The 20,889-nt window shown below is 67.8% G+C and carries 24 protein-coding genes; 13 read left to right on the forward strand and 11 right to left on the reverse strand.

Features of this window, described 5'->3' with window-relative positions; genetic code table 11:
* Positions 1-25 precede the first annotated feature (25 nt).
* Both NDI85_RS11155 and NDI85_RS11160 read left to right on the forward strand, forming a co-directional pair.
* A complete protein-coding gene (locus tag NDI85_RS11155; RefSeq protein ID WP_188996583.1) occupies positions 26-1,069 on the forward strand; it encodes a hypothetical protein in 1,044 nt (347 codons plus the stop codon).
* A 75-nt stretch (positions 1,070-1,144) separates the two neighbouring features.
* Positions 1,145-3,058, forward strand: coding sequence for an SLC13 family permease (locus tag NDI85_RS11160; RefSeq protein ID WP_310915794.1), 1,914 nt, complete (start codon positions 1,145-1,147; stop codon positions 3,056-3,058).
* 30 nt (positions 3,059-3,088) lie between these two features.
* Here NDI85_RS11160 and NDI85_RS11165 read toward each other — a convergent pair whose 3' ends face one another.
* Positions 3,089-3,958 (reverse strand): PspA/IM30 family protein, encoded by an 870-nt coding sequence (locus tag NDI85_RS11165; RefSeq protein ID WP_188996579.1) that lies wholly within the window; start codon positions 3,956-3,958, stop codon positions 3,089-3,091.
* 159 nt (positions 3,959-4,117) lie between these two features.
* Between NDI85_RS11165 and NDI85_RS11170 the strand changes: the two genes are divergently transcribed.
* A complete protein-coding gene (locus tag NDI85_RS11170; RefSeq protein ID WP_310915795.1) occupies positions 4,118-4,711 on the forward strand; it encodes a dienelactone hydrolase family protein in 594 nt (197 codons plus the stop codon).
* Here the strand turns inward: NDI85_RS11170 and NDI85_RS11175 are convergent.
* A complete protein-coding gene (locus NDI85_RS11175; protein ID WP_310915796.1) occupies positions 4,695-5,954 on the reverse strand; it encodes a PQQ-binding-like beta-propeller repeat protein in 1,260 nt (419 codons plus the stop codon). The genes NDI85_RS11170 and NDI85_RS11175 overlap by 17 nt on opposite strands.
* Positions 5,955-6,053: 99 nt before the next feature.
* Here NDI85_RS11175 and NDI85_RS11180 point away from each other — a divergent pair, with 99 nt between their 5' ends.
* The 5 genes from NDI85_RS11180 to NDI85_RS11200 all read left to right on the forward strand — a co-directional run bounded on the left by NDI85_RS11180 (position 6,054) and on the right by NDI85_RS11200 (position 10,669).
* The gene (locus NDI85_RS11180; protein ID WP_310915797.1) at positions 6,054-7,415 is read left to right on the forward strand and encodes a hypothetical protein; all 1,362 of its coding nucleotides are present in this window, start codon (positions 6,054-6,056) and stop codon (positions 7,413-7,415) included.
* A 64-nt stretch (positions 7,416-7,479) separates the two neighbouring features.
* Entirely contained in the window at positions 7,480-7,662 is a 183-nt protein-coding gene (locus NDI85_RS11185) for a hypothetical protein (protein WP_188996570.1), read from the forward strand.
* Positions 7,663-7,776: 114 nt separating this feature from the next.
* Positions 7,777-9,438 carry a CTP synthase gene (locus NDI85_RS11190; protein WP_310915798.1) on the forward strand — a complete coding sequence of 554 codons (1,662 nt, stop codon included), beginning with the start codon at positions 7,777-7,779 and terminating at the stop codon, positions 9,436-9,438.
* Complete coding sequence (gene guaA / locus NDI85_RS11195) at positions 9,438-10,355, forward strand: glutamine-hydrolyzing GMP synthase (RefSeq protein WP_310915799.1); 918 nt, start codon at positions 9,438-9,440, stop codon at positions 10,353-10,355. Before NDI85_RS11190 ends, guaA begins: the two co-directional genes overlap by 1 nt.
* Before the next feature lie 2 nt (positions 10,356-10,357).
* Positions 10,358-10,669, forward strand: a complete 312-nt coding sequence (locus tag NDI85_RS11200; protein ID WP_166972249.1) for a CTP synthetase — start codon at positions 10,358-10,360, stop codon at positions 10,667-10,669.
* 7 nt (positions 10,670-10,676) lie between these two features.
* Here the strand turns inward: NDI85_RS11200 and NDI85_RS11205 are convergent, their stop codons facing one another.
* On the reverse strand, positions 10,677-11,351 hold the full coding sequence (locus tag NDI85_RS11205; RefSeq protein WP_310915800.1) for an MBL fold metallo-hydrolase: 675 nt from the start codon (positions 11,349-11,351) through the stop codon (positions 10,677-10,679).
* Positions 11,352-11,436: 85 nt separating this feature from the next.
* On the opposite strand from NDI85_RS11205, the gene NDI85_RS11210 reads away from it, so the two are divergent.
* Positions 11,437-11,607 carry a hypothetical protein gene (locus tag NDI85_RS11210; RefSeq protein WP_310915801.1) on the forward strand — a complete coding sequence of 57 codons (171 nt, stop codon included), beginning with the start codon at positions 11,437-11,439 and terminating at the stop codon, positions 11,605-11,607.
* 29 nt (positions 11,608-11,636) lie between these two features.
* Here NDI85_RS11210 and NDI85_RS11215 read toward each other — a convergent pair whose 3' ends face one another.
* From NDI85_RS11215 to NDI85_RS11230, 4 genes are all read right to left on the reverse strand, one after another.
* Positions 11,637-12,044 carry a hypothetical protein gene (locus NDI85_RS11215; protein ID WP_310915802.1) on the reverse strand — a complete coding sequence of 136 codons (408 nt, stop codon included), beginning with the start codon at positions 12,042-12,044 and terminating at the stop codon, positions 11,637-11,639.
* Between the two features lie 100 nt (positions 12,045-12,144).
* A complete protein-coding gene (locus NDI85_RS11220; protein WP_310915803.1) occupies positions 12,145-12,969 on the reverse strand; it encodes an aldo/keto reductase in 825 nt (274 codons plus the stop codon).
* Positions 12,970-13,144: 175 nt separating this feature from the next.
* Entirely contained in the window at positions 13,145-14,107 is a 963-nt protein-coding gene (locus NDI85_RS11225; protein WP_188996557.1) for a hypothetical protein, read from the reverse strand.
* A gap of 257 nt (positions 14,108-14,364) precedes the next feature.
* Entirely contained in the window at positions 14,365-15,321 is a 957-nt protein-coding gene (locus tag NDI85_RS11230) for a molybdopterin-binding protein (RefSeq protein ID WP_310915804.1), read from the reverse strand.
* Positions 15,322-15,438: 117 nt separating this feature from the next.
* Between NDI85_RS11230 and NDI85_RS11235 the strand changes: the two genes are divergently transcribed.
* From NDI85_RS11235 to NDI85_RS11250, 4 genes are read left to right on the forward strand one after another with little or no spacing between them, the layout of a single operon-like run.
* Complete coding sequence (locus tag NDI85_RS11235; protein WP_310915805.1) at positions 15,439-15,600, forward strand: hypothetical protein; 162 nt, start codon at positions 15,439-15,441, stop codon at positions 15,598-15,600.
* Between the two features lie 46 nt (positions 15,601-15,646).
* The gene (locus NDI85_RS11240) at positions 15,647-15,790 is read left to right on the forward strand and encodes a hypothetical protein (RefSeq protein WP_188996551.1); all 144 of its coding nucleotides are present in this window, start codon (positions 15,647-15,649) and stop codon (positions 15,788-15,790) included.
* A complete protein-coding gene (locus tag NDI85_RS11245) occupies positions 15,783-16,130 on the forward strand; it encodes a hypothetical protein (RefSeq protein ID WP_227015598.1) in 348 nt (115 codons plus the stop codon). Before NDI85_RS11240 ends, NDI85_RS11245 begins: the two co-directional genes overlap by 8 nt.
* Before the next feature lie 59 nt (positions 16,131-16,189).
* Positions 16,190-17,914 carry a histidine kinase N-terminal 7TM domain-containing protein gene (locus NDI85_RS11250; protein WP_310915806.1) on the forward strand — a complete coding sequence of 575 codons (1,725 nt, stop codon included), beginning with the start codon at positions 16,190-16,192 and terminating at the stop codon, positions 17,912-17,914.
* Here NDI85_RS11250 and NDI85_RS11255 read toward each other — a convergent pair whose 3' ends face one another.
* Genes NDI85_RS11255 through NDI85_RS11270 form a run of 4 tightly spaced genes read right to left on the reverse strand, consistent with a single transcriptional unit; the run spans position 17,915 to position 20,750 of the window.
* Positions 17,915-18,613, reverse strand: coding sequence for an SDR family NAD(P)-dependent oxidoreductase (locus tag NDI85_RS11255; RefSeq protein ID WP_310915807.1), 699 nt, complete (start codon positions 18,611-18,613; stop codon positions 17,915-17,917).
* A gap of 30 nt (positions 18,614-18,643) precedes the next feature.
* Complete coding sequence (locus tag NDI85_RS11260; protein WP_310915808.1) at positions 18,644-19,474, reverse strand: hypothetical protein; 831 nt, start codon at positions 19,472-19,474, stop codon at positions 18,644-18,646.
* A gap of 35 nt (positions 19,475-19,509) precedes the next feature.
* Positions 19,510-20,070 (reverse strand): NUDIX domain-containing protein, encoded by a 561-nt coding sequence (locus NDI85_RS11265; protein WP_310915809.1) that lies wholly within the window; start codon positions 20,068-20,070, stop codon positions 19,510-19,512.
* A 50-nt stretch (positions 20,071-20,120) separates the two neighbouring features.
* Entirely contained in the window at positions 20,121-20,750 is a 630-nt protein-coding gene (locus tag NDI85_RS11270; protein ID WP_188996542.1) for a helix-turn-helix domain-containing protein, read from the reverse strand.
* Positions 20,751-20,889: the final 139 nt, after the last annotated feature.

Consider the following 20,889-nt stretch of genomic DNA (forward strand, 5'->3'; position numbering starts at 1 on the left):
ATCTCTGGCGGGCGACGACTCCAGCATGACCGACGCCGACCGGGACCAGCCCAGCGACACCATGCGGGAGCGGGCTGACGAGAGTACGTGGTTCCTCTGGGTGTTGCTCGACGCCGACCGGCGGCTCGTCGCCGGCCTGTTCTCGGCGGGCCTGTTCGCGACGCTCGTCGTCGTCGGCGTCCTCCACCCGACTCCCGGACAGAAACTACTGACGCGTGGCGACCCCGTCGAGACGCTGTATCAGGCGCTCATCACCGGTACCATCACCGGCGTCACGCTGGTGCTGACGCTGAGCCAACTCGTCCTCTCGCAGGAACTCGGCGCCGTGGGTGACCAGCGCGACCGGATGGCGGGCGCGATGGAGTTCCGCTCGGACGTGGCCGACGCCGTCGGTGCGGCCGTCAGCCCCGCCGAACCGTCGGCGTTCCTCCGGTCGCTCGTCCGCGCGACGAAAGAACACGCCCAAGCGGTCGAGGAGGCCGTCGAAACCGACGACCTGGACCAGAACCTGACGGATCTGCTGTCGACGTACCTCGACTCCGTCGTCGGCAACGCCGACACCGTCACCGACCAACTCGAAGGCGCGAACTTCGGCGAGTTCGACGTCGTGAAGGCCGCATTGAACTACAACTACTCGTGGAAACTGTACGCCGGCCGGCGCATCCGCGAGGAGTACGCCGAGGAACTCTCCGAGGAAGCACTGGACCGACTCGGGACGCTCGTCGACACGCTGGAACTGTTCGGGCCGGCCCGCGAACACTTCAAGACGCTGTACTTCCAGTGGGAACTGTCGAACCTCTCTCGGACGCTGCTGTACGTCGCGGTGCCAGCGCTGGCCGTCGCCATCTCCGCACAGGTGTTTTTCGACCCACGTGACTTCACGAGCCTCACGTTCGGCGTCGGCAACTCGCTATGGATACTGGCGATTACGACCACGGTTTCCCTGCTGCCCTTCACGCTCCTGCTCGCGTACATCCTCCGCATCGTCACCATCACCAAGCGGACCCTCTCTATCGGCCCGTTCATCCTCCGCGAGACGGACCGTTCGGTGGACGTAAACTGGGACTGAGCGGGAGCGTCTCCTACGAGGGAAAACCGTCGACGCCACCCGTATTTATCACACGGCCGAACGTTCGGCTGGAGTATGGCAGCGCTCTCGACGGGTGCGTTGGTAGTGTTCGCACTCGTCGCCGCCACCCTGACGCTGTTCGTCACCGAGTGGCTCCCCCCGGACATCACCGCTATCGCCGTCCTCGTCTCGCTGGCCGTCCTCGAACCGTACACCGGCGTCCCCGCACGCGAGGCCATCGCGGGGTTCGCCAGTCCTGCGGTGGTCACTATCGTCGCGATGTACATCCTCAGCGCGGGCGTCGAGGAGGCCGGCGTCGTCGATTGGCTGGGGGCAAGACTGGCAGCCCTCACGGGCGGTGACGAGGGCCGACTGCTCGCGGCCATCGTCGGCACCACGGGCGTCGGCGCGGGGTTCGTCAACAACACCCCCATCGTCGCCGTGTTCATCCCCCTCGTCACCGGTCTCTCGGAACGGTACGGCATCTCGCCGTCGAAGTTCCTCCTGCCGCTCTCCTTCGCGGCGATGCTCGGTGGGACGCTCACCCTCGTCGGCACCGCGACGAACCTACTCGCGAGCGACATCTCCCGAGACCTGCTGAACGAACCGTTCTCGATGTTTACGCTCACACCGGTCGGCGTCGTCGTCCTGCTGGTCGGCGTCGGCTATCTGCTCACCGTCGGCCGGGTGCTCGTCCCCGAGCGGATACGCCCGTTCGCGGACTTCACCGAGGAGTTCGACATGGACCGCCACCTCGCACAGTTGACGGTCCGCGAGTCCTCGCCGCTGGTCGGTCTGACCGTCGCGGAGGCCCTCGACAGCGACGGCGTGGACGCTGTCGTGGCGGCCGACGACGGCGAGGTCGCACTCGCCGACGGCGAACCCACCGAACAGGAGCCGATAGACGTCGACGTGCTCCAGATCGACCGGGACGGGGAGTCCTTCTTCGCGACGGCGACCGACCGACCGCTCGAACCGGGCGACGTGCTGACGGTTCGGGGCAGCACACAGGCAGTCAACCAGTTCGGCGAACGCTACGGCCTGCGACAACTCCCCCGCGAGTCCGTGACCGAGGAACTACTGGCCGAGAGCGGCCACTCCGGCGTGCTCGCGGAGGCCGTCGTCCACGGGGAGTCGCGACTGCGCGGCCGCACGCTCGGAGACGTGGACCTGCGCTCGCGGTTCGACGTGACGGTGCTGGCGATTCGACGCGGCGACACCGTCATCCGGGAGGCGTTCGCCGGCGTCGAACTCGCCGCCGGGGACACGCTGCTGTTGCAGACGCCGGTCGACGAGATAGCGCATCTGGAGGAGGAGGGATATCTCGTCCTCACGGAGGGGCCGCCCGAACTGTTCGACGTCATCCACGGCGAGGGAGCGGCCCCCCCGCCGAGGCTCAGTCCGCGAGCGCTGCTCCCGCTGGGAATCCTCGTCGCCGTCATCGCGCTCGCCGCGGTCGGGGTGGTTCCGATTTACATCGCCGCACTCGGCGGCGTCGTCGCGATGGTCGCGACGGGGTCGATCCCGGCCTCGCGGGCCTACGACGCGGTTAGCTGGAACGTCGTCTTCCTGCTGGCTGGGCTCTTACCCCTGGGCGCGGCGATGCAGGCCACCGGCGGCGCGGCGTTCGTCGGCGGCTTACTCGCCGAGGTGGCCGTGGTCGTGCCGCCGCTGGTCTTGCTCGCGTTGTTCTACCTCCTGACGGCGGTTCTCGCCAGCCTCATCACCCCGGTCGCGACCGTCGTGCTGATGGCGCCAATCGCCGTCGCGACGGCACAGGACGTCGGCGTCGACGGGACGCCCTTCTTACTCGTCGTCACCTTCGCCGTCGCAACCGCCTTCCTCACCCCCGTCGGGTACCAGACGAACCTGATGGTGTACGGTCCCGGCGGCTACCGGTTCACCGACTACGCCCGCGTCGGCGCGCCGTTGCAGTTGCTCCTCTGTGTCGTCACCACGGTGGCGGTCGCGTTCGTCTGGCCGCTGTGAGCCCACGCAGTAACGGCGGGAAACGGAACGTCAGGCCTGCTCGTCGTCTTTGAGCTCTTCGAGTTCGGACTCGACCTCGCTCTCGTCGACGTCGGGCGTCTCCACGTCGGCGGCGGTGTCCTCGGCGAGTTCCTGTTCGAGTTCCGTCTCGGCGTCGCTGGGTTCGGCGTCCGCGGATTCGGTTTCGCTGGTCACCTCGTCGGCCTTGCCCATCTCCTGTTTCAGCGTGTCGAGTTCGGCGTCGACGGCCCCCTCCTGCTGGATGTCCTCCAGTTCCTGCTCCAGCGAGCTCTTATCGGAGAGCTGATCCTCCAGTACGCCGTCCTCGCGGAGTTCGTCCATCGCCTGTGCGCGAGCCTCCATGTCCTCGGTGCGTTCCTCTGCGCGCTCGATGGCGCGGTTGACGTCCTCCATCTCGTCGCCGGCCCCGGTCATGGCTTCGTTGACTCGCTTCGAGGCTTTCGCGGCCTCGTGGCGGGCCTTCATCGTCTCCTTCTTGGTGCGGAACTGCTCTATCTGGCGCTGGAGTTCGTCTTTCTGGTCGACGAGTTGGTCCTGCTGGGACTCCAGGTGAGAGATCTGGGAGTCGAGTTCCTCTATCTGGGTCATCTTCTGCTTTTTCTTCTCTAAGGCCTGCCGGGCGAGGTCCTCACGGTCCTGCTTGACGGCCTGTCGGGCCTGATCGTTGTGTTTCTCGACGTTCTCCTCTAACCGACGCTTTTGTATCTCCAGTCGTTTCTTCTGGGTCGTCAGATCCGCGATGCCTTGTTTGACGTCCTGCAACTCGTTTCGCATCTGCTCGTAGCTGTAATCGAGTGTCTCGGCGGGGTCTTCAGAACGGTTGAGCACCGCGTTCACCTTCGACCGAATGATGTACGAGGCACGCGAGAGGATTCCCATGGCTCAAAGTTCGGTGCTGTCGACTTAAATTTCTTCCACTACTGGCCGTCGTGAGACGGCCGTCACCGGGTAGGCCAACGGAGGCGACGACGCTTCGAACGACCGCGCGGCGCGTGCTGCGGCGACAGATACAGGGCCGCACCCGCCGACGGTGTGGGCATGAGCGAGACAGTTCACGTCCCCGGTGGTCGGCGGGTCGTGGCGACCCTCGACTCGCCCGAGACCGACCGGGCCGTCGTCGCCTGCCCGCCACACCCCCGGTACGGGGGCAGTCGGTCGGACCAGCGGCTTCGCGCGGTGAGCGACGCGCTCGGTCCCGACGTCGCCTGTCTCCGGTTCGATTACGGCCCGTGGGACGGGGGGCGGGGCGAGCGCGTCGACGCCGAGAACGCGCTGGCGTGGGCGAGCGAGCGCTACGACGCCGTCGGCCTGTTCGGCTACAGTTTCGGCGCCGACGTGGCGCTCCGGGCGGCCGCCGAGGTGAGCGAGGACGACGCCCCCGCCGCCCTCTCGGTACTGGCCCCGCCCGCCGCCCTATCGAACGGCGACGCCGTGACCGCACTCGACGCCATCGACTGCCCGGTACAGGTCGTCTACGGCGACCGCGACGACACCGTCGACTGGAAACCCGTGGTCGAGCGCGCACAGGAACTCGACCACGCCGTCGAGTCGGTCGCCGCGGATCATCACTTCGTCGGGCAGGCCGAGGACGTCGCCGACGTGGTGGCAACGTTCCTCAGGGCGCACCTGTAGCGACCGGCGAAACGGCGAGCGCGCTCCCGCCGGACGAGGTCCAGTCGAGCGCGACGACGCGGCCGTCGCCGTACCGGACCAGCACCTCCGCCCCGCCGTCACCGTCGAGGTCCGCCGACGTGGCGAACGTCCAGATGGGGACCGAGCGTTCGTAGGCCGCGCGTTCCTCGCCGGTCCGGCCGTCGAGAACCGCGACGGTGCCGTCGTTCGTCACTGCAATCACGTCCTGCGTGCCGTCGCCGTCCACGTCGCCCAGCACCGGCGCGTAGGCCGTCTGGCGCTCGCCGCCGCCCAGCGACGTTCGCCACTCGGTCTCGCCGGCGTCCACGTCGATAGCCAGCACCGAGTTCCCCGCGACGCCGGCGTACACCTCGGCGCGGCCGTCACCGTCGGCGTCGCCCACGTCGTGGATTCGGGGTGTCCCGCTGATGTCGGCCGTCCACCGCCGCTCGCCGGTGGCCCCGTCGAGCGCGGTCAGTTCGCCCGTACTGCCCGCCAGCACCGTCCCGTCCGGGCCGACGGCGAGCGTCGTCGCGTCGACGTCGGTACGCCACCGCTCGGCACCGTCGCCCTCGTAGACGACGACGCCGCCGTCGCCGCCGAGGACCACCTCAGAGGCCCCATCGTCGTCCACGTCGGCCAGTCGCGGCCGCGCCCACACGGTCATGTTCGCGTCTCGTCGCCACGCCACGGTCCCGTTTCCGTGGGCGACGACGAGCGTCCCCGCGATGTCGCTCGTGACGACGTCCGGGCCCGCGTCGCCGGTGACGTTCCCGACCGAGGGCTGGCCGTAGCCGTACGTCGACAGCGGCACGCGCCACTCCTCGGTTCCGGTGGCCGCGTCGAGGACGACGACGGCGTTCTCCGTCGTGCCGACGGCGGCCTCCAACCCGCCGTCGCCGTCTACGTCCGCGACGGCCGGTTGGGTGAGCGCGTGGGTGAAACAGTCCTCGGCGGGAACGCTCCACCGCCAGCGCGTCGCCCCGTCGCTCGGTCGGAGACGGACGAGCGAACAGGAGTTCGGGCCGATCGGTTCGGCGTTGGGAACGGCCGCGACGGGCGCGACGAGAACGTCGCCGCGCGGACCGACGCCGACGGCGTGGTGGTTCACCTCGTTCTGGCGGGCCGTGTCGCTCACCCACGTCTGGGCGAGTGCGCCGCCGTTGGCCATCACGCCGACGGCGAGGACGGCGGCCAGCGCACCGCAGACCAGCAGCGCGACGAGGGTCGTCCGGGGTCGCATTGTCGACACTCGACGGCCGGCGAGCATAAGGTCGGCTATCGTCTGCGCCGGGCGAGCGAGAGCGGTACGTACTTGCCCGGCGGCGGGCCAGTCTGGGGTATGGACCGCCGCCGCTGTCGGGCGCTCGCGCTCACAGTCACGACGCTCGCGGCCCTCGGGTTCGCCGGTGTCGCGAGCGCGCACGGAAGCGTCGGCAGCGGCGTCGAGGCACCGATTCCGCTGTGGCTCCTGTACACCGGCGCGGGTGGCACCGTCGCCGTCACCGCGGGGTGGCTGGCCATAGGGGAGCGAGAGGCCGGTGGCGGCCACGAGACACCGGCGCTCACCCTCCCCTTCTGGGCCGTACAGACGCTCGCCAACGCCGGGCGGACCGTCGGCCTGTTCGCGCTGATTGCCGTCCTCGCGAGCGGCGTCTTCGGTCAGCAAATCGCGTCGGAGAACGTCGCGACGGTACTGTTCTGGCCGGTGTGGCTGAAGGGGCTCGGCCTCCTCGCCGTCGTCGCCGGGAGTCCGTGGCGCGTCGTCTCGCCGTGGGGCACGCTGTATGCGGGCCTCGCGTGGCTCGAGGGGGACCCGCCGGCACTGCTGGGCGAGTACCCCGAACCGCTCGGCGACTGGCCCGCCGTCGCCGGGTTCGCGCTGCTGGTCGGCGTCGTCGAGAACCTCACGACGCTCCCGCGCTCCCCGCGTCTCACCGCCGCGCTGGTCGCGGGCTACGCCCTCGTGATGGTCGTCGGAGCGCTCGCGTTCGGGCCGACGTGGCTCCGCCGGGCCGACCCGCTGGCGGTGCTCTACCGACTGCTGGGCCGAATCGCACCGGTACACGTCGACAGTGGCTACCGGATAACGCTCCGAGCACCGTGGCGGGCCTGCACCCGCACCGTGACCGATAGCTCGACGGTGGCGTTCGTCGTCCTCGCGCTGTACACTGTCAGTTTCGACGGCATGGCCGAGACGACGACGTTCCGAGCGCTGCTGGCCGCGATGCCCGACGCGCTCGGTCCGACCCCAGCCGCAACCGTGCTGTATCTCGCCGGGTTCGCGCTGTTTCTGGGGAGCTACTGGGCCGCCGTCTCGCTCGTCGACGCCGCCGCGGGCGAGTCGCGGCCGGTCGGCCGGACAGCGACGGCCTTCGCCGCCTCGTTGCTCCCCATCGCGGGGGCCTACGAGGTGGCCCACACCTACCCGTTCGTCCTCCGGAACCTCGGGACGCTCGCCGACCTGACGACCGCCGGCCTGTTCGCGCCCGACCCCGTCGCGGGCCTCTCGCTGGCGGCGTTCTGGGGGTCGCAGGTGGCACTCGTCGTCGGGGGCCACCTCGTCGCCGTCGTGGCCGCCCACACCGTCGCAGTCGGGCGGTACGGCCGCGCCGCCCGGCGGGCACACCTCCCGCTCGTCGTCGTCATGGTGGGGTACACCGTACTCTCGCTGTGGATCATCTCACAGCCGGTCGCGAACTGAGGAGTCGACCATCGCCAGTGAACTCGGGCATACCCTTATCATCAATAATGTACTATAGAGAGCTATGTCGACAGCACGACCGCTACCCATCGGTCCGCGGGTCACCCACGGGGCCGTCTCGCTCGTCACCGGCTTTCTCGCCGGTCTGGCGCTGTTCCTCGCCGTCGGTGCCACCGCTGACGACGCGGTCTTCTCGGCGCTATCGCTCGCGCTGGTCGTCACCGTCAGCCGGACGCTGATTCGGTGACGGCGGTCGTCAGTGACCGGCGCGGGGACACAAACGTCCAGTGTCTGACTGACAGGGCGTGACGAACGACGGGTGTCCCGAAACCGTTTTGGCGACACACTGTCCACGGTCGGTATGCCGACCGAACCCGAAACGGACTACGACCCGGAACTGGGTCGGAAGTTCATCTTCGTCACCGGTGGCGTGATGTCTGGCCTGGGGAAAGGCATCACCGCCGCCAGCACGGGCAGGCTTCTCAAGAACGCCGGGTTCGACGTTACAGCGGTCAAAATCGACCCGTATCTGAACGTCGACGCCGGTACCATGAACCCCTTCCAGCACGGCGAGGTGTACGTGCTCAAAGACGGGGGCGAGGTCGACCTCGACTTGGGGAACTACGAGCGGTTCCTCGACATCGACATGACCTTCGACCACAACGTCACGACGGGGAAGACCTACCAGCACGTCATCGAGAAGGAACGCGCGGGCGACTACCTCGGTCGCACGGTCCAGATCATCCCGCACATCACCGACGACATCAAGCGGCGCATCCGCGAGGCCGCCGAGGGCAACGACGTCTGTATCATCGAGGTCGGCGGCACCGTCGGCGACATCGAGGGGATGCCCTATCTGGAGGCCCTGCGCCAGTTCGCCCACGAGGAGGACGAGGACGACATCCTCTTTACCCACGTCACGCTCGTCCCCTACTCGAAGAACGGCGAGCAAAAGACCAAGCCCACCCAGCACTCCGTGAAGGAACTGCGCTCTATCGGTCTCCAGCCGGACATTCTGGTCGGCCGCTGTTCGGACAAACTCGACATCGACACGCGAGAGAAGATAGCCCTGTTCTGTGACGTGCCGACCGAGGCCGTCTTCTCGAACCCGGACGTCGACGACATCTATCACGTCCCGCTGATGGTCGAGGAGGAGGGCCTCGACGAGTACGTGATGGAGCGACTCGACATCGCCGACGAGGCGCTGCCCGAGGACGAACGCGAGAACCGCTGGCGCGAACTCGTCACCCAGCAGACCGACGGCGAAGTCGACGTCGCGCTCGTGGGCAAGTACGACCTCGAAGACGCCTACATGTCCGTCCACGAGGCGCTGAAACACGCCGGACTGGAGAAGAACGTCGACGTGAACGTCCAGTGGGTCAACTCCGAGAAGATGCCCGACCACCACGAAGAGCGGATGCAGGAGGCCGACGCCATCGTCGTCCCCGGGGGCTTCGGCACGCGCGGCACGCAGGGCAAGATCGACGCCATCCGGTACGCCCGCGAGAACGACGTGCCCTATCTGGGCCTCTGTCTGGGCTTCCAGCTCGCCGTCATCGAGTACGCCCGGAACGTCCTCGGACTGGAGGGCGCTCACTCGGCCGAACTCGACGAGGACACGCCCCACCCCGTCATCGACATCCTACCCGAGCAGTACGAGATAGAGGACATGGGCGGGACAATGCGACTGGGTGCCCACGAGACGGACATCGAGGCCGGGACGCTCGCCGCCACGCTGTACGGCGGCACGTCCTGCACCGAGCGACACCGCCACCGCTACGAGGTCAACCCCGAGTACTTCGACCGACTCGAAGACGCCGGGCTGAAGTTCTCCGGGCGCTCCGGGAACCGTATGGAGATACTCGAACTCGCGCCCGAAGACCACCCGTACTTCATCGGGACGCAGTTCCACCCCGAGTTCCGCTCGCGCCCGACACGGGCTAGCCCGCCGTTCGTCGGCCTGCTGGAGGCCGTGCTGGGCGACGACCCCCACGCCGCCGAGACCGAGGAGGTGAGCCACTGATGGTGGACGTCGAGGCGTTCATCGAGGAGGCCACAGCCGAGATCGCCGAGGAAATCGGCGACAAGAACGCCGTCATCGGCCTCTCGGGCGGCGTCGACTCCTCGACCGCCGCGGCGCTGGCCTACGAGGCCATCGGCGACCAGCTCACCGCTGTCTACGTCGACACCGGTCTGATGCGGAAAGGCGAGACCGACGAGATTCGCGAGACGTTCGACTACATGGACTCGCTGCGCATCGTCGAGGCCCAGGACCGCTTCTTAGAGGAACTCGAAGGCGAGACGGACCCCGAGGAGAAGCGCCACATCATCGGCGAGCAGTTCATCAGAGAGTTCGAGACGGTCGCTCGCGAGGTGGACGCCGACTACCTCGTCCAGGGGACCATCTACCCCGACCGCATCGAGAGCGAGGGGACCATCAAGTCCCACCACAACGTCGGCGGCCTCCCCGAGCGCATCGACTTCGACGGCATCGTCGAACCGATGCGCGACCTCTACAAGGACGAGGTCCGGGAAGTCGCCCGCGCACTCGACCTAGAGGAGATTATCTCCGAGCGGATGCCGTTCCCCGGCCCCGGTCTGGCCGTCCGCATCATCGGCGAGGTCACCGAGGAGAAACTCGAAGTCGCCCGCGAGGCCAACCACGTCGTCGAGGAGGAACTCGAAGAGTACGAGCCGTGGCAGGCCCTCGCGGCCGTCATCGGGAAGGCCACCGGCGTCAAGGGCGACAACCGCGTCCACGGCTGGGTCGTCGCGGTGCGGTCCGTCGAGTCACGTGACGGCATGACCGCCCGCGCACAGGAACTCGACTGGGAGACCCTCCAACGGATGCAAAGCCGCATCACGGGCGCCCACGAGAACGTCGCTCGCGTCGTCTACGACGTGACCCACAAACCGCCGGCGACGATCGAGTACGAGTGACGATGCAGGTCATCATCGTCGGGTCCGACCCCGACGGCATCACCGACGCACTCGAAGCGGAGGGCCACAGCGTCACCGTCGCCGACGTGGGCAACCGCCCCGGGCTAGAGGAGGCCGGCATCCACGACGCCGACGTCTACCTCCTCACCGAGATGGCACAGGCCACCTCCATCGCCGTCGCGAAGGACCTCGTGCCCGACTTGCGGATCGTCGTCTACGCCGAGGGGTCGCTGCCGGACTTCGCCAGCAGACAGACCGACCTCGTCGTCGACCCGAACCTGCTCGGTCCCGAGGCCGTCGCCGAGGAACTGTAGTCCCGCCTCAGACCGTCGCCGCCAACTCTGCGACGCGCCCGCTCCCCCCTTTCTCGAACGGGACGCCGTGGCCCATCGCGGCCACCTCGAACGGCGGCACGCGGTCGATGAACTCGCGGAGACTCCGCGTCACCGCGCCCGTATCGTAGCTGAGGAGCCACGGCGACGCCGAGAGGGCCCCGCGGTTCTCCCGCACGAGGTCGCCGAGAAACGCCGTCGACAGCGCCTCGCTGACGTAACAGACGTGGCCCGGCGTGTGACCGGGCGTGTGGTAGACCGTGAAACTACCGACCGTATCGCCGTCGGCCACGGTTTCGACGGGGTTCGACGGCGCGGAGACGAGACGGCGAGTCAGTCGCTGGAGCGTCCCTTTGTGGTTCGTCAGCGGCGGTTTGTCGGTACCCGTGACGTACGGCGCGTCGGCCATGCCGACGTATATCGTCAGGTCGACGCCGTCGAACGCCGAGAGGCCGCCGACGTGGTCGAGGTCGTAGTGGGTCACCAGAATCCGCTCCAAATCGCGCAACTCGAAACCGGCCTCTCGGACGCCGGCGACGAGCGAGTTGCCGTGCCACGGCATCCCGGCGTCGACCAGCGTCAACGTCCCGTCGTCGTCGACGAGGTACGCGTTGACTCCCGAGAGGTCGTACCACCAGACGTCGTCCGAAAGCGGCGTCACCATACGTGGGTTTTGGGCCGCCGACGGCAAAACCCTTCTCGGCGGCGGGACCACAACACCCATAGACTGTCCGACAGAGCGGCCAACCATGGCCCGCGACACCGTCGTCTCCTGGCGGACGTTCGCCCTGTTCCTCCTGTGTCCGCCGCTGGCTATCCTCGCGCTCGTCCTGTTTCCACTGACCATCGCGGTGCTGGTCTGGCTGTACTATCGCGGCAAGAAACAGGCGCTCGACCAGCCGTCGGCGTCGACCAGCTAGCCAGAGACAGGTACGAGACGACCGGCTGTTCACTCGTCCATCGCGTAGGCGAGTCGGTGGGGCACCAGCGTCAGCGTGCGGACGATAGCCGCCAGCGCGACGAAGATGCCGACGAGGATGTGGGCGATACCGCCGAGTTTCAGCCAGAGCAACAGCGACGGGAACTTGTGGATGGTCGCGAGTTGCGCGTTCAGCAGGGACGCACCGGCGCGGTCCGGGCCACCGCCGGCGATGCTGTGAGTCGTCTGCGTGGCGAAGAACTGGTCGATGAGCGGGTGGAACTGCGTGAACTCGAGGAACAACGCGGCCCCGACGAGCAAATATCCCACGCCCGCGAAGACGGCGCCGACCACGAGCATCTTCTGTATCGACCCCATCGTCGAGAGGATGGTCTCCGGGCTGTACGTCTCCATCGTCGGTGGCGTTTCGGTTGCCATGACGTACTGAGAGACGCAGGGTTACTATCTAAAACTGGGTTACTATTGCACACCTACATCCGGGCCGCGAAAACGTTATATATGGGGCCGAATGGCACACTCAGAACGGCAACTGCGACCGGAAGTAGTAATAGCCGGTCTTGGCCTTCGAGGGCGAGCGGATGTGTGCCATCTCCGCGTCGGTCAACGTGAAGTCGAAGATTGCGAGGTTCGCTTCGAGGTGGTCGCGGCTGGACGCCTTCGGGATGGCGGCGACGCCGTCCTGCTGGACGAGCCATCGGAGCGCGACCTGTGCCGGTGACTTCCCGTAGCGGTTCCCGATCTGGACGAGGGCCGGGTCCTCCAGTACGCCGCCGCGGGCCAGCGGACTGTACGCCGTCAGGAGGACGTCGTGGATGCGGCAGTAATCGAGCAGTTCTCGCTGGTCACAGTAGGGGTGATACTGCACCTGATCGGTGAGAATCGGGGCGTCGGAGCGCTCTCGGGCCTCGTCGAGCAGCGACCGCGAGAAGTTGCTGACGCCGACGTGTTCGACGAGGCCGTCGTCGACGAGGTCGTTCATCGCGCCGAGCGTCTCCGAGAGGGGCGCCATCCACGGCGTGTTCGGCCAGTGGATGAGCAGGAGGTCGAGATAGTCGGTCCCGAGTCGGTTGCAACTCTCGCGGGCGGACTGGCGGACCCGCCGCGCGCTCCGGTTGCGCCCGTCGAGTTTCGTCACGAGAAAGACGTCCTCGCGGTCCACGTCGGCGGCGTCGATGCCCATGCCCACCTGCCGTTCGTTGCCGTAGGCCTGTGCGGTGTCGACGTGTCGATAGCCCATCTCCAGCGCCGTCCGGACCGTCTCGCGGCAGTCCGGGCCGGTCAGTTGCCACGTGCCGAGGCCGAGTGCGGGAACGGACTCGCCCTGCACCTGAATCGTCTCCATGGTGGCAGTTAGTCGGCCAGCGGCAAAACGGCAGTGCCAGCGGGAACCGGGACGGAAGACACAGAACGGGCGGCGGGCGTTCGTGACGGTGACAGCCGAGCCGTCACGACGAGGGGGCATCAGATGGGGCGTGCCGAGAGTGGGGGCGGTGGCGGACCGTCGAACAGCCGAGACGCTACCGTTCGATGATGGTGCCGCCGGCCCCGACGGCGATGTCGACCGACCCGCGGACGACGGCTTTCAGGTTCTGGCCGGTCGGCGTCTGGTTCTGGGTCCACTCGCTATCGAGTTCGTACACCTTGCCGCCACCACCGACCGTGTAGCCGTCACCGTCGCCGTCGGTGACCTCGATGTCCCGGAGGCCGGCGTCACCGGTGTCGTGGGGCGTCCACTCGACGCCGTCCCAGTGGAATAGCATGCCGCCGCCGCCCGAGACCCAGACGTCGTCGAAGCCGTCCGAGTCGACGCCGTAGAAGTTGACGTTGGCGTCTGCCAGCCCTATCTTGTTCCACGTCGACCCGTCTTGCGTGCGGAAGACGGACTTGTTGCCGTCGACGATGTGGCCCTTGCGGTCCTCGAAGAAGTCGACGGCGTTGATGGCCGACCCGGACCCGGGCGTGACGTACTCCCACGTCTCGCTGGCGCCGTTCTCGAAGGAGTAGTACATCTTCCCCGAGTCGCCGGCGACGTAGACGTTGGCCTCGCCGGCCTGCCCCGTGACCGAGACGTCGTTGAAGTTGTTGGTCACGTCCATGGGCGCGCTGTGGTCGGTGAGGACGCCGGACTCGACGTCGTACTCGCCGATGGCGCCGGAGCTACCGACGAACCAGAGGCGCTCGCCGTCGTCTGTCACGTCCGCGCCGTAGAGGCTGTTGCCGTTGCCCGTCGGGCCGCCGTCGAGAATCTTCTGCCAGCCCAGTTCCGTCCGTTCGAGGACGATGCCACCGCCGGCCACGGCGTACGCCCCCGCGTCCGTGTACTCCACGTCGTAGAGCGTGTTGCCCGTAGGCGATTCGACGGACTCCCACGGGCTACTCGCGGCGGCGGACCCGGAGAGGGCCGCCGTCCCCATCGCAGCAGCGACTGACGCACCGATACCCTTCAGGACGCCACGTCGGGTGGCTTCGCGTTCGGACATTGCACTCGGGGGGTGAGGAGCGTCCCACTTGAAGGAAGGTCGCGATTAAGTCGTTTTTTCGCGGTTTGTGAGTCCGGAAACCGACGATTTCGACCGGCGACCGCCGCCGAGACCGGGGATTCCGCGAAACCGAGGGCGTTCGGCCGTTTGCGGCGGAGTAAACGGTATGAAACGAATGAAATCGGCGGGGCTTCATAATTAGCCGGTCGCACCGGACGCGGTCGCAGTCGGTGGACCCGACCCGCGAGCGGTACGGGTTACTCCTGCAGGTGGTCGACCAGTTCCGGGGCCTCCGCTGCGATTATCTCGTCGACCGCGAGGGTCGCGGCTTCGGCGTCGGCCGGGAGACAGAACACGGGCGTCGCCGCTGTGATACCGGCGGTGGCCCGAACGGCGACGATGCCGGTCCCGATGTGCTCGAACAGGAGTGTCCTGAACGCCTCGCCGAACCCGGGGAGGGCCTTCTCGAACAGCGGGTGGACCGCCTCGACAGTCACCTCGCTGGCCGAGATACCGACGCCGCCAGCGGTGACGACCGCCTCGACGTCGTCGCGGCCGACCAGATTGTCGACGGCCTGCTGAATGCCGTCGTAGTCCCCGCGCAGTCGTTCCCGTGCAGTGACCGTGTGACCGGCCGACTCGAGTGCAGTCGTCAGCGCCTCACCCGTCGGGTCCTCGCCCTGCCCGGTCGTCGTGCCGACGGTGACGAGCGCCACCTCGACCGGGCGGACGGCCGGCGTCTGCGACGGGCGGTCGGCCGCTGTCGACGGGTTACCGCTAGCGACTTTCGACCCTGCCGCGCCGCCGGCCGGGTGTCGCTCCGCGGACTGGGCCGTGTCGGCCGTCGCCGACGAGTCGGTCGAGTCGTCGTGGCCTGCCGGTCGGGACTGCGTCTCCGCAGTCGACTCCGTGGCCGCCGCCGAGTCGGACTCGACCGCACCGGTCGACCCTCGGTCGCCCAGTGGGTCGGCGGCCGACGACTCCGCCGCGTCCGCCGTCGGGTGGTCGGCGTCGGTCTGCTCGGTCGCCTCGTCGGACTCGACAGCCGTCTCGGCCGTCGTCGTGCTGTCGGTTGCTGTACGCTCTCCGTCCGTCGTCCCGTCGCCGGACTGGTCGGCCGCCGTCTCGTCTCGCTCCGCGTCGTCTTCGTCGTCGGTTTCGTCCCCATCGTCGCTGCTCGCCCGACGTGTATCGCGGGACTGGAAATCGACCATACCGATACGACGGCCCGCCGGTGGTAAGTCTTTCCGGCTACAGGGGTGCCCCACGCGATGGCTTTTATTCATCGCTCGCCCAGAAGTTTTATTATAAGTACACGTATGAAACAGCGTATGGAGAGGGTCTACCACGTCACGTGTCACGAGTGCACGTTCGAGGGGGTATTCGAGGACCACCAAACAGCGCTCGACGAGTGGAACGAACACGAACGAGACGACGACCACCGAGTGAGCATCCTCGAAATCGACCGACCGTCCCCCCGCAAGCCGGCCTGAACGGCGGACCGCCAGCGTTTTGCACACGCTATCCTGAACTCGGAGTATGCACGCTGTCCAGTACACCGACCGCGGCGGCCGTGCCGTCCGCACGGATGGCGGCGGACGTGGCCTCGAACTGTCAGACGCATCCGAGCGCGGCGACTGGCTGTCCGGCGACGTCGGTCTGGGCGGTGAGGACGGTGCCTGAGAACGGGGACGAGACCGTGATGGTGACGCCGGACGAGTCGCGGGCCGACGACGGCGACACGGCCGAGGACAGTCGTTACGTCCACCGCCCCAGCGGCGAACCGCCGAGACAGGCCGAGACGAGCGACGAGTTCGGCTGGGAGGGGTGGGCCCTCGTCGGGATGGTCGTCGTCGGCTTCCTCGTGATTCCTGTCGCCATCCTCGTGTTACCGGCCGCACAGGGCGTGGTCCGCTCGCTGGGCCTGACGCTTCGGGCCGCCTATCTGGCGCTGCCACTGGTTCCGGCGTTCCTGCTCGGTGCCGTCGCGGTGTGGTCCGCGCTGCGCTCGCGGCGCTCCTAGTATCGCCGACGATACTCGGCCGAGAACGTTTATCAAACAGTCTCCCAACGATCGAACAGATGCTGCTGTCGCCCCTGTCTGTGGTCCTCCTCGCGGCCGTGGTCGGGATGGGTGTCGCCGTCCTCGTCTGGCTCCACCGCGACAACCCCGGCGCCGGCCCGCTGGCGGCGTTCGTCGTCGCCGCGAGCCTCTGGGCCGTCGCGCAGGGCCTCGAACTGGCGGTGCCGGACGTACAGACGATGGTGTGGTTCCAGCAAGTGCAGTTGACGCTCTCGGTGGTCGTCCCCGTCGCGTGGCTGGTCACAGTACTGGAGTACACCGGCCACCCCCACTGGCTCACGCGTCGGCGGGTCGCCCTGCTACTCGCCGAACCCGCCGCCTTCGTCACGCTCGTGTGGTCGAACGACGCTCACGAACTCGTCTGGGTCGGGTCCGACACCGTCGTCGTCGCCGAGGCGAGCGCGCTGGCCCCGGTCTGGGGGCTGGCCTACTGGGGCCATCTGGCGTACATGCTCGGACTGATTCTGGGCGGCGGCGTCCTCCTCATCCGTCAGATGTTGCGGACGAACCGCCTCTTTCGGGGCCAGAGTCTCGCACTGCTTGTGGCTATCACCATCCCGACCGCCGCCCAGTCGCTCCACGCACTCGGCTTCCTCGGGACGGTCGTCGACCCGACCAGTCTGGGCTACGTCGTCTCGGGCATCGTCCTCTCGGTGGCGCTGTTGCGCGGCCAACTGCTCGACGTGGCGCCGGTGACCCGTGACCTCGGCCGGGAGGCGATCTTCGCCGAGATGGACGACCGGGTCGTCATCGTCGACGAGGACGGCCGCATCGTCGACGTGAACGCGGCCGCCGCCTCCCTGTTCGACGAGGACCCGGGCGCGCTACTGGGGCGATCACTGGAGGGCGAACTGCCGACGCTGGCCGCGACCCTGCCCGACGTCGGCGAGCGAATCCAGACGGAGACGCGACTCGAACACGACGGGGCGGTCCGCTACTTCGACGTTCGCGTGACGCCGCTGTACCGGGCTTACGGCGTCGTCTCGGGCCACCTCGTCAGTCTCCGCGACGTCACCAATCGCCGGCAACGCGAACAGCGCATCGACGTGCTCAACCGCCTCCTGCGGCACAACATCCGTAACGAGATGAACGTCGTCCGGGGGAATGCCGATCTGCTTGCCGGCAGCGTCGAGTCGGCAGACGACCACCGGGTCGACCGCATCATCCGAACCGTCGACGACATCGTCGACCGGAGTAACAAGATAGGGCGCGTCTCCGAAGCCTTAGAGAGCGAGGATCCGCGGCCGATTCGATTACGGCCGCTGCTCGCTCCGGTCGTCGACACCGTCCGGAACCGGAATCCGGGGGCCGACCTCTCGCTGGCCTGTCCCGAGGACTGCTGGGTCGAGGGCGGGCCGTCGCTCACCCTCGCTGTCGAGGAACTGCTCGACAACGCCATCGAACACAGTGACGGGCAGCCAACCGTCGAGGTCACCGTCGAACCGGCCAGCCCGGATACGGGAGTCGTCGTCCGTGTCTCCGACGACGGCCCCGGCATCGCCCCCTACGAACGAGAGGTCATCCTCGCCGGCGAGGAGACGCCGCTACAACACGGCTCCGGCGTCGGTCTGTGGCTGGTGAAGTGGGTCGTCCGCAACGCGGGTGGGACCCTATCGTTCGCCGAGGGGCCGGGCACCACCGTCGAGGTAGAACTGCCGGTGGCCGACCCGAACGACCCCGACGCCATCACGGACGTGAACGCACGGACCACCACGGACCGCTGACTACCACGGCTTTGGCTCCCGGTCGCGCCAGAACCGCCCGCGGGGCGCGTCGGGCCGGAACCGGGACAACCACACGGGCGTCTCGGCCCCCTTCTCGGGCGACCGTGGGGCCGACGCCTCGGTCATGTCCGTCCGGACGTACCCCGGACACACCGAGTTCGCGAGCAGGCCGTCGTCGGCGTACTCGCCGTCGAGATAGCGCGTGAGGCCGTTCAGTCCCGTCTTCGAGATTCGGTAGGCCGGCGTCCCGCCGGACTGGCGCTCGGTGATGGCCCCGAGTCCCGAGGCGACGTTGACGACGCGGCCGCCGGGGCGGTCGAGCAGTAGCGGGAGGGCGTGTTTCGTCAGTACCGTCGGCCCCCGGAGGTTCGTGTCCAGCGTGCGGTCGATGACCTCGGTGGGCATCGCGTCGAGCGGTTCCCGGGAGTCCATCACGCCGGCGTTGTTGACGAGGACGTCGAGACGACCCGCTTCGTCGACGATGCGGTCGACGGCGGCGGTCATCTCCTCGTCGTCGGTGACGTCGAGTTCGATCGGGCGGCGGTCCGTCGCCGTCACGTCGGCCGGGTCCCGCGCCCCGGCGTACACCGTCGCGCCCTGTTCCACGAGGCCGTCCGCGATGGCCGTCCCGATACCCCGCGTGGCCCCGGTGACCAGTGCGACCTGTCCGTCGAGGGACTCGTAGAGCGACACGTCCATACCCTGCTGTAGGACGGCCGTGCCGAAAAGTCAGACGACGCCGGCAGTCAGGAGCATCACGCCGACTCCGAGGAGTACGAGGACGGGGCCGAGTGTCGCCACGCGAGGGACGTTGGTGGCGAACTGCCTGAGCGACGGGTTGCCCGCGTGGGCGACGACGAGTGGGTCGACCAGTCGGCCGCCGTCGGCGCGGCCCACGACGGTCACCTCGTCGCCGCTATCGACGCGGCGTTCGAGCGTCGCGCCGTCCGTCTCGCCGACGAGGAAGGCCAGACTCACGGCGTCGGGGTCGACCCGGACGCCGCCGTACTCGTCGGTCACCTCGAACGGGACGCCGACTCGCTCGGCGTCGAGCAGTTGCTGTGCTCGACTCGTGTCCGCGGTGGCGGCGTACGTCTCGCCGCCGACCAAGCGACCGGCCTCCGCGACCAGCGCCGACTCGCCGCTGTGTGGGGCCGTCACCGTTCCAGCGACCGGTTCGGCCGTACCGGTGACCGCGGCCGTCCCCTCGGTCGGCAGGTCACTCGGGGCGACGTGGGCGGCGTCCCGGAGCGTCGTCGCGGTGGCGTAGTGCCGCCCGCCGTGGCCCGTCATGAACACCCCCACTAGCAGGACGGCGAACCCGACGTGATACAGCGAGAAGTCGTACCGCCCCTCCAGTGGCGGCGGGGACCCGAGGGCGTAGGTACTCGCGACGAAAGCGACGACGAGCGCTATCCCGCCGACGAACAGCACCGTCCGCTCCCGGTCGGCGGACAGGTACGCAAGCAGGCGCGTGTCCTGATAGCGGTCGACGGCGGCGAGCAGAACCGCCACGAGCGCGAACGGGAGGGCGAAGTCCCAGAGGAACCCACTGAGCATATCTCCCCTGTTCGCTACGACCGCAAAAAACTAGCCTACCGCTCCTCGTCGCGGCGCATCGCGATCTCGAACCACGGACAGAGACGCAGTTGCCGGTAGTACTCCGGGTGCTCGCGCAGGCGGTCGTAGGGGACCCACATGATGCCGTCGACCTCCTCGGGGTTCGGGTCCAGCGAGGTGTCGGTGAGCTTGGCCTGCAACACGGCACAGACCTCCCACTCCAGACCGGCGTTCTCGTAGTAGCGCTTGTACTCGAAGCGGTCGGTCACGCGCAGGTCGTCGTACTGGTCGGGCGTGACGCCGAGTTCCTCTTCGAGGCGCTCCTCGGTGGCCTCGACCTGGGTCTGTCCCTCGACGGGGTGGGAGGCGACGGTGCCGTCCCAGTGGGTGTCCCAGAGGCGCTTCGTGGCCGCTCGCTGGGCCAGCAACACCCGGTCGTCCTCGTCGAACAGCAGTGCGGTGAACGCCCGGTGGCGGATGCCATCGCCCGTGTGGGCGTCGAGTCGGTTGACCAGACCTTCCTCGTTGTCGTCGGAATCGACGGCGATGACGTCCTGCTCCGCGTTCTCGTGTGTCTCGTCCGCGTCCGTACTCATATGGCCTATCAATCTCGGAGGGGATTCTTACACGCTTCGACTTGCCGCGCCTACCGCAGGTCGTCGACGAACTGTTTGACCACCTTCTCCTCGGCGCGGTGGAGCGTCTCGCTGCACGTGGATTTGGCGATGCCGACGGACTCGGCCAGTTCCGTCAGCGAGCAGTTCCGGGGCGTGTCGTAGTACCCCTCCTCGACGGCCGCTTCCAGCAGTTCCAGTTGGCTCTCGGTGAGCAACTGCTCGGACTCGACGTGTTGTTGGACGCGTTCGACGCTGAACGGGATGCCAAAGTCCGAGAGTTGCTCGCCCAGTTCGGAGAGGCGGTCCTGTGGCGCCGTAATCTCCCAGACGGCTTTGCCGTCCTGAAGCGTGAAGGGCATCTCCAGCGGAATCCCAGAGCCCTGCACCGGGAAGAGGAGCAGCGGCGTCGACGTCTCGAACTGTATCAGCGCCGTCTCGTCGCGGTGGGAGAGTATCTCCATCGTGAGGACGGCCTCACGGGACTCGACGTCCCGAAGCACCGCCGGCAGGTCCTCGGCGGTCACCTCCGCGAGGCCGACGCCCGACTCCTCGCCGGGAAGCGCCGCGAGGATACGGAACGTCGCGTCCGCGTTGGTCCGCGAGACGTCGCCGATCCAGATGTCGTCCGGTATCGTGAGCGTGAGTTCTGCGCGAGGCATCTGTCTATCCGAATATATTCGCCCGAACGGCGGGGCCAGTTATCCCGAACATGTTCGAACATGCACCTCGGCACGGAAGAACGTACCGTCGTCTTACAAGTCGAGTGGTGCGAACGAATCCCACGGCCTCAGGTGTTGG

Origin of the sequence: Haloarcula sp. S1AR25-4, from assembly GCF_031624555.1 — an archaeon.
In the GTDB taxonomy this organism is placed as follows: Archaea; Halobacteriota; Halobacteria; order Halobacteriales; family Haloarculaceae; genus Haloarcula; species Haloarcula pellucida.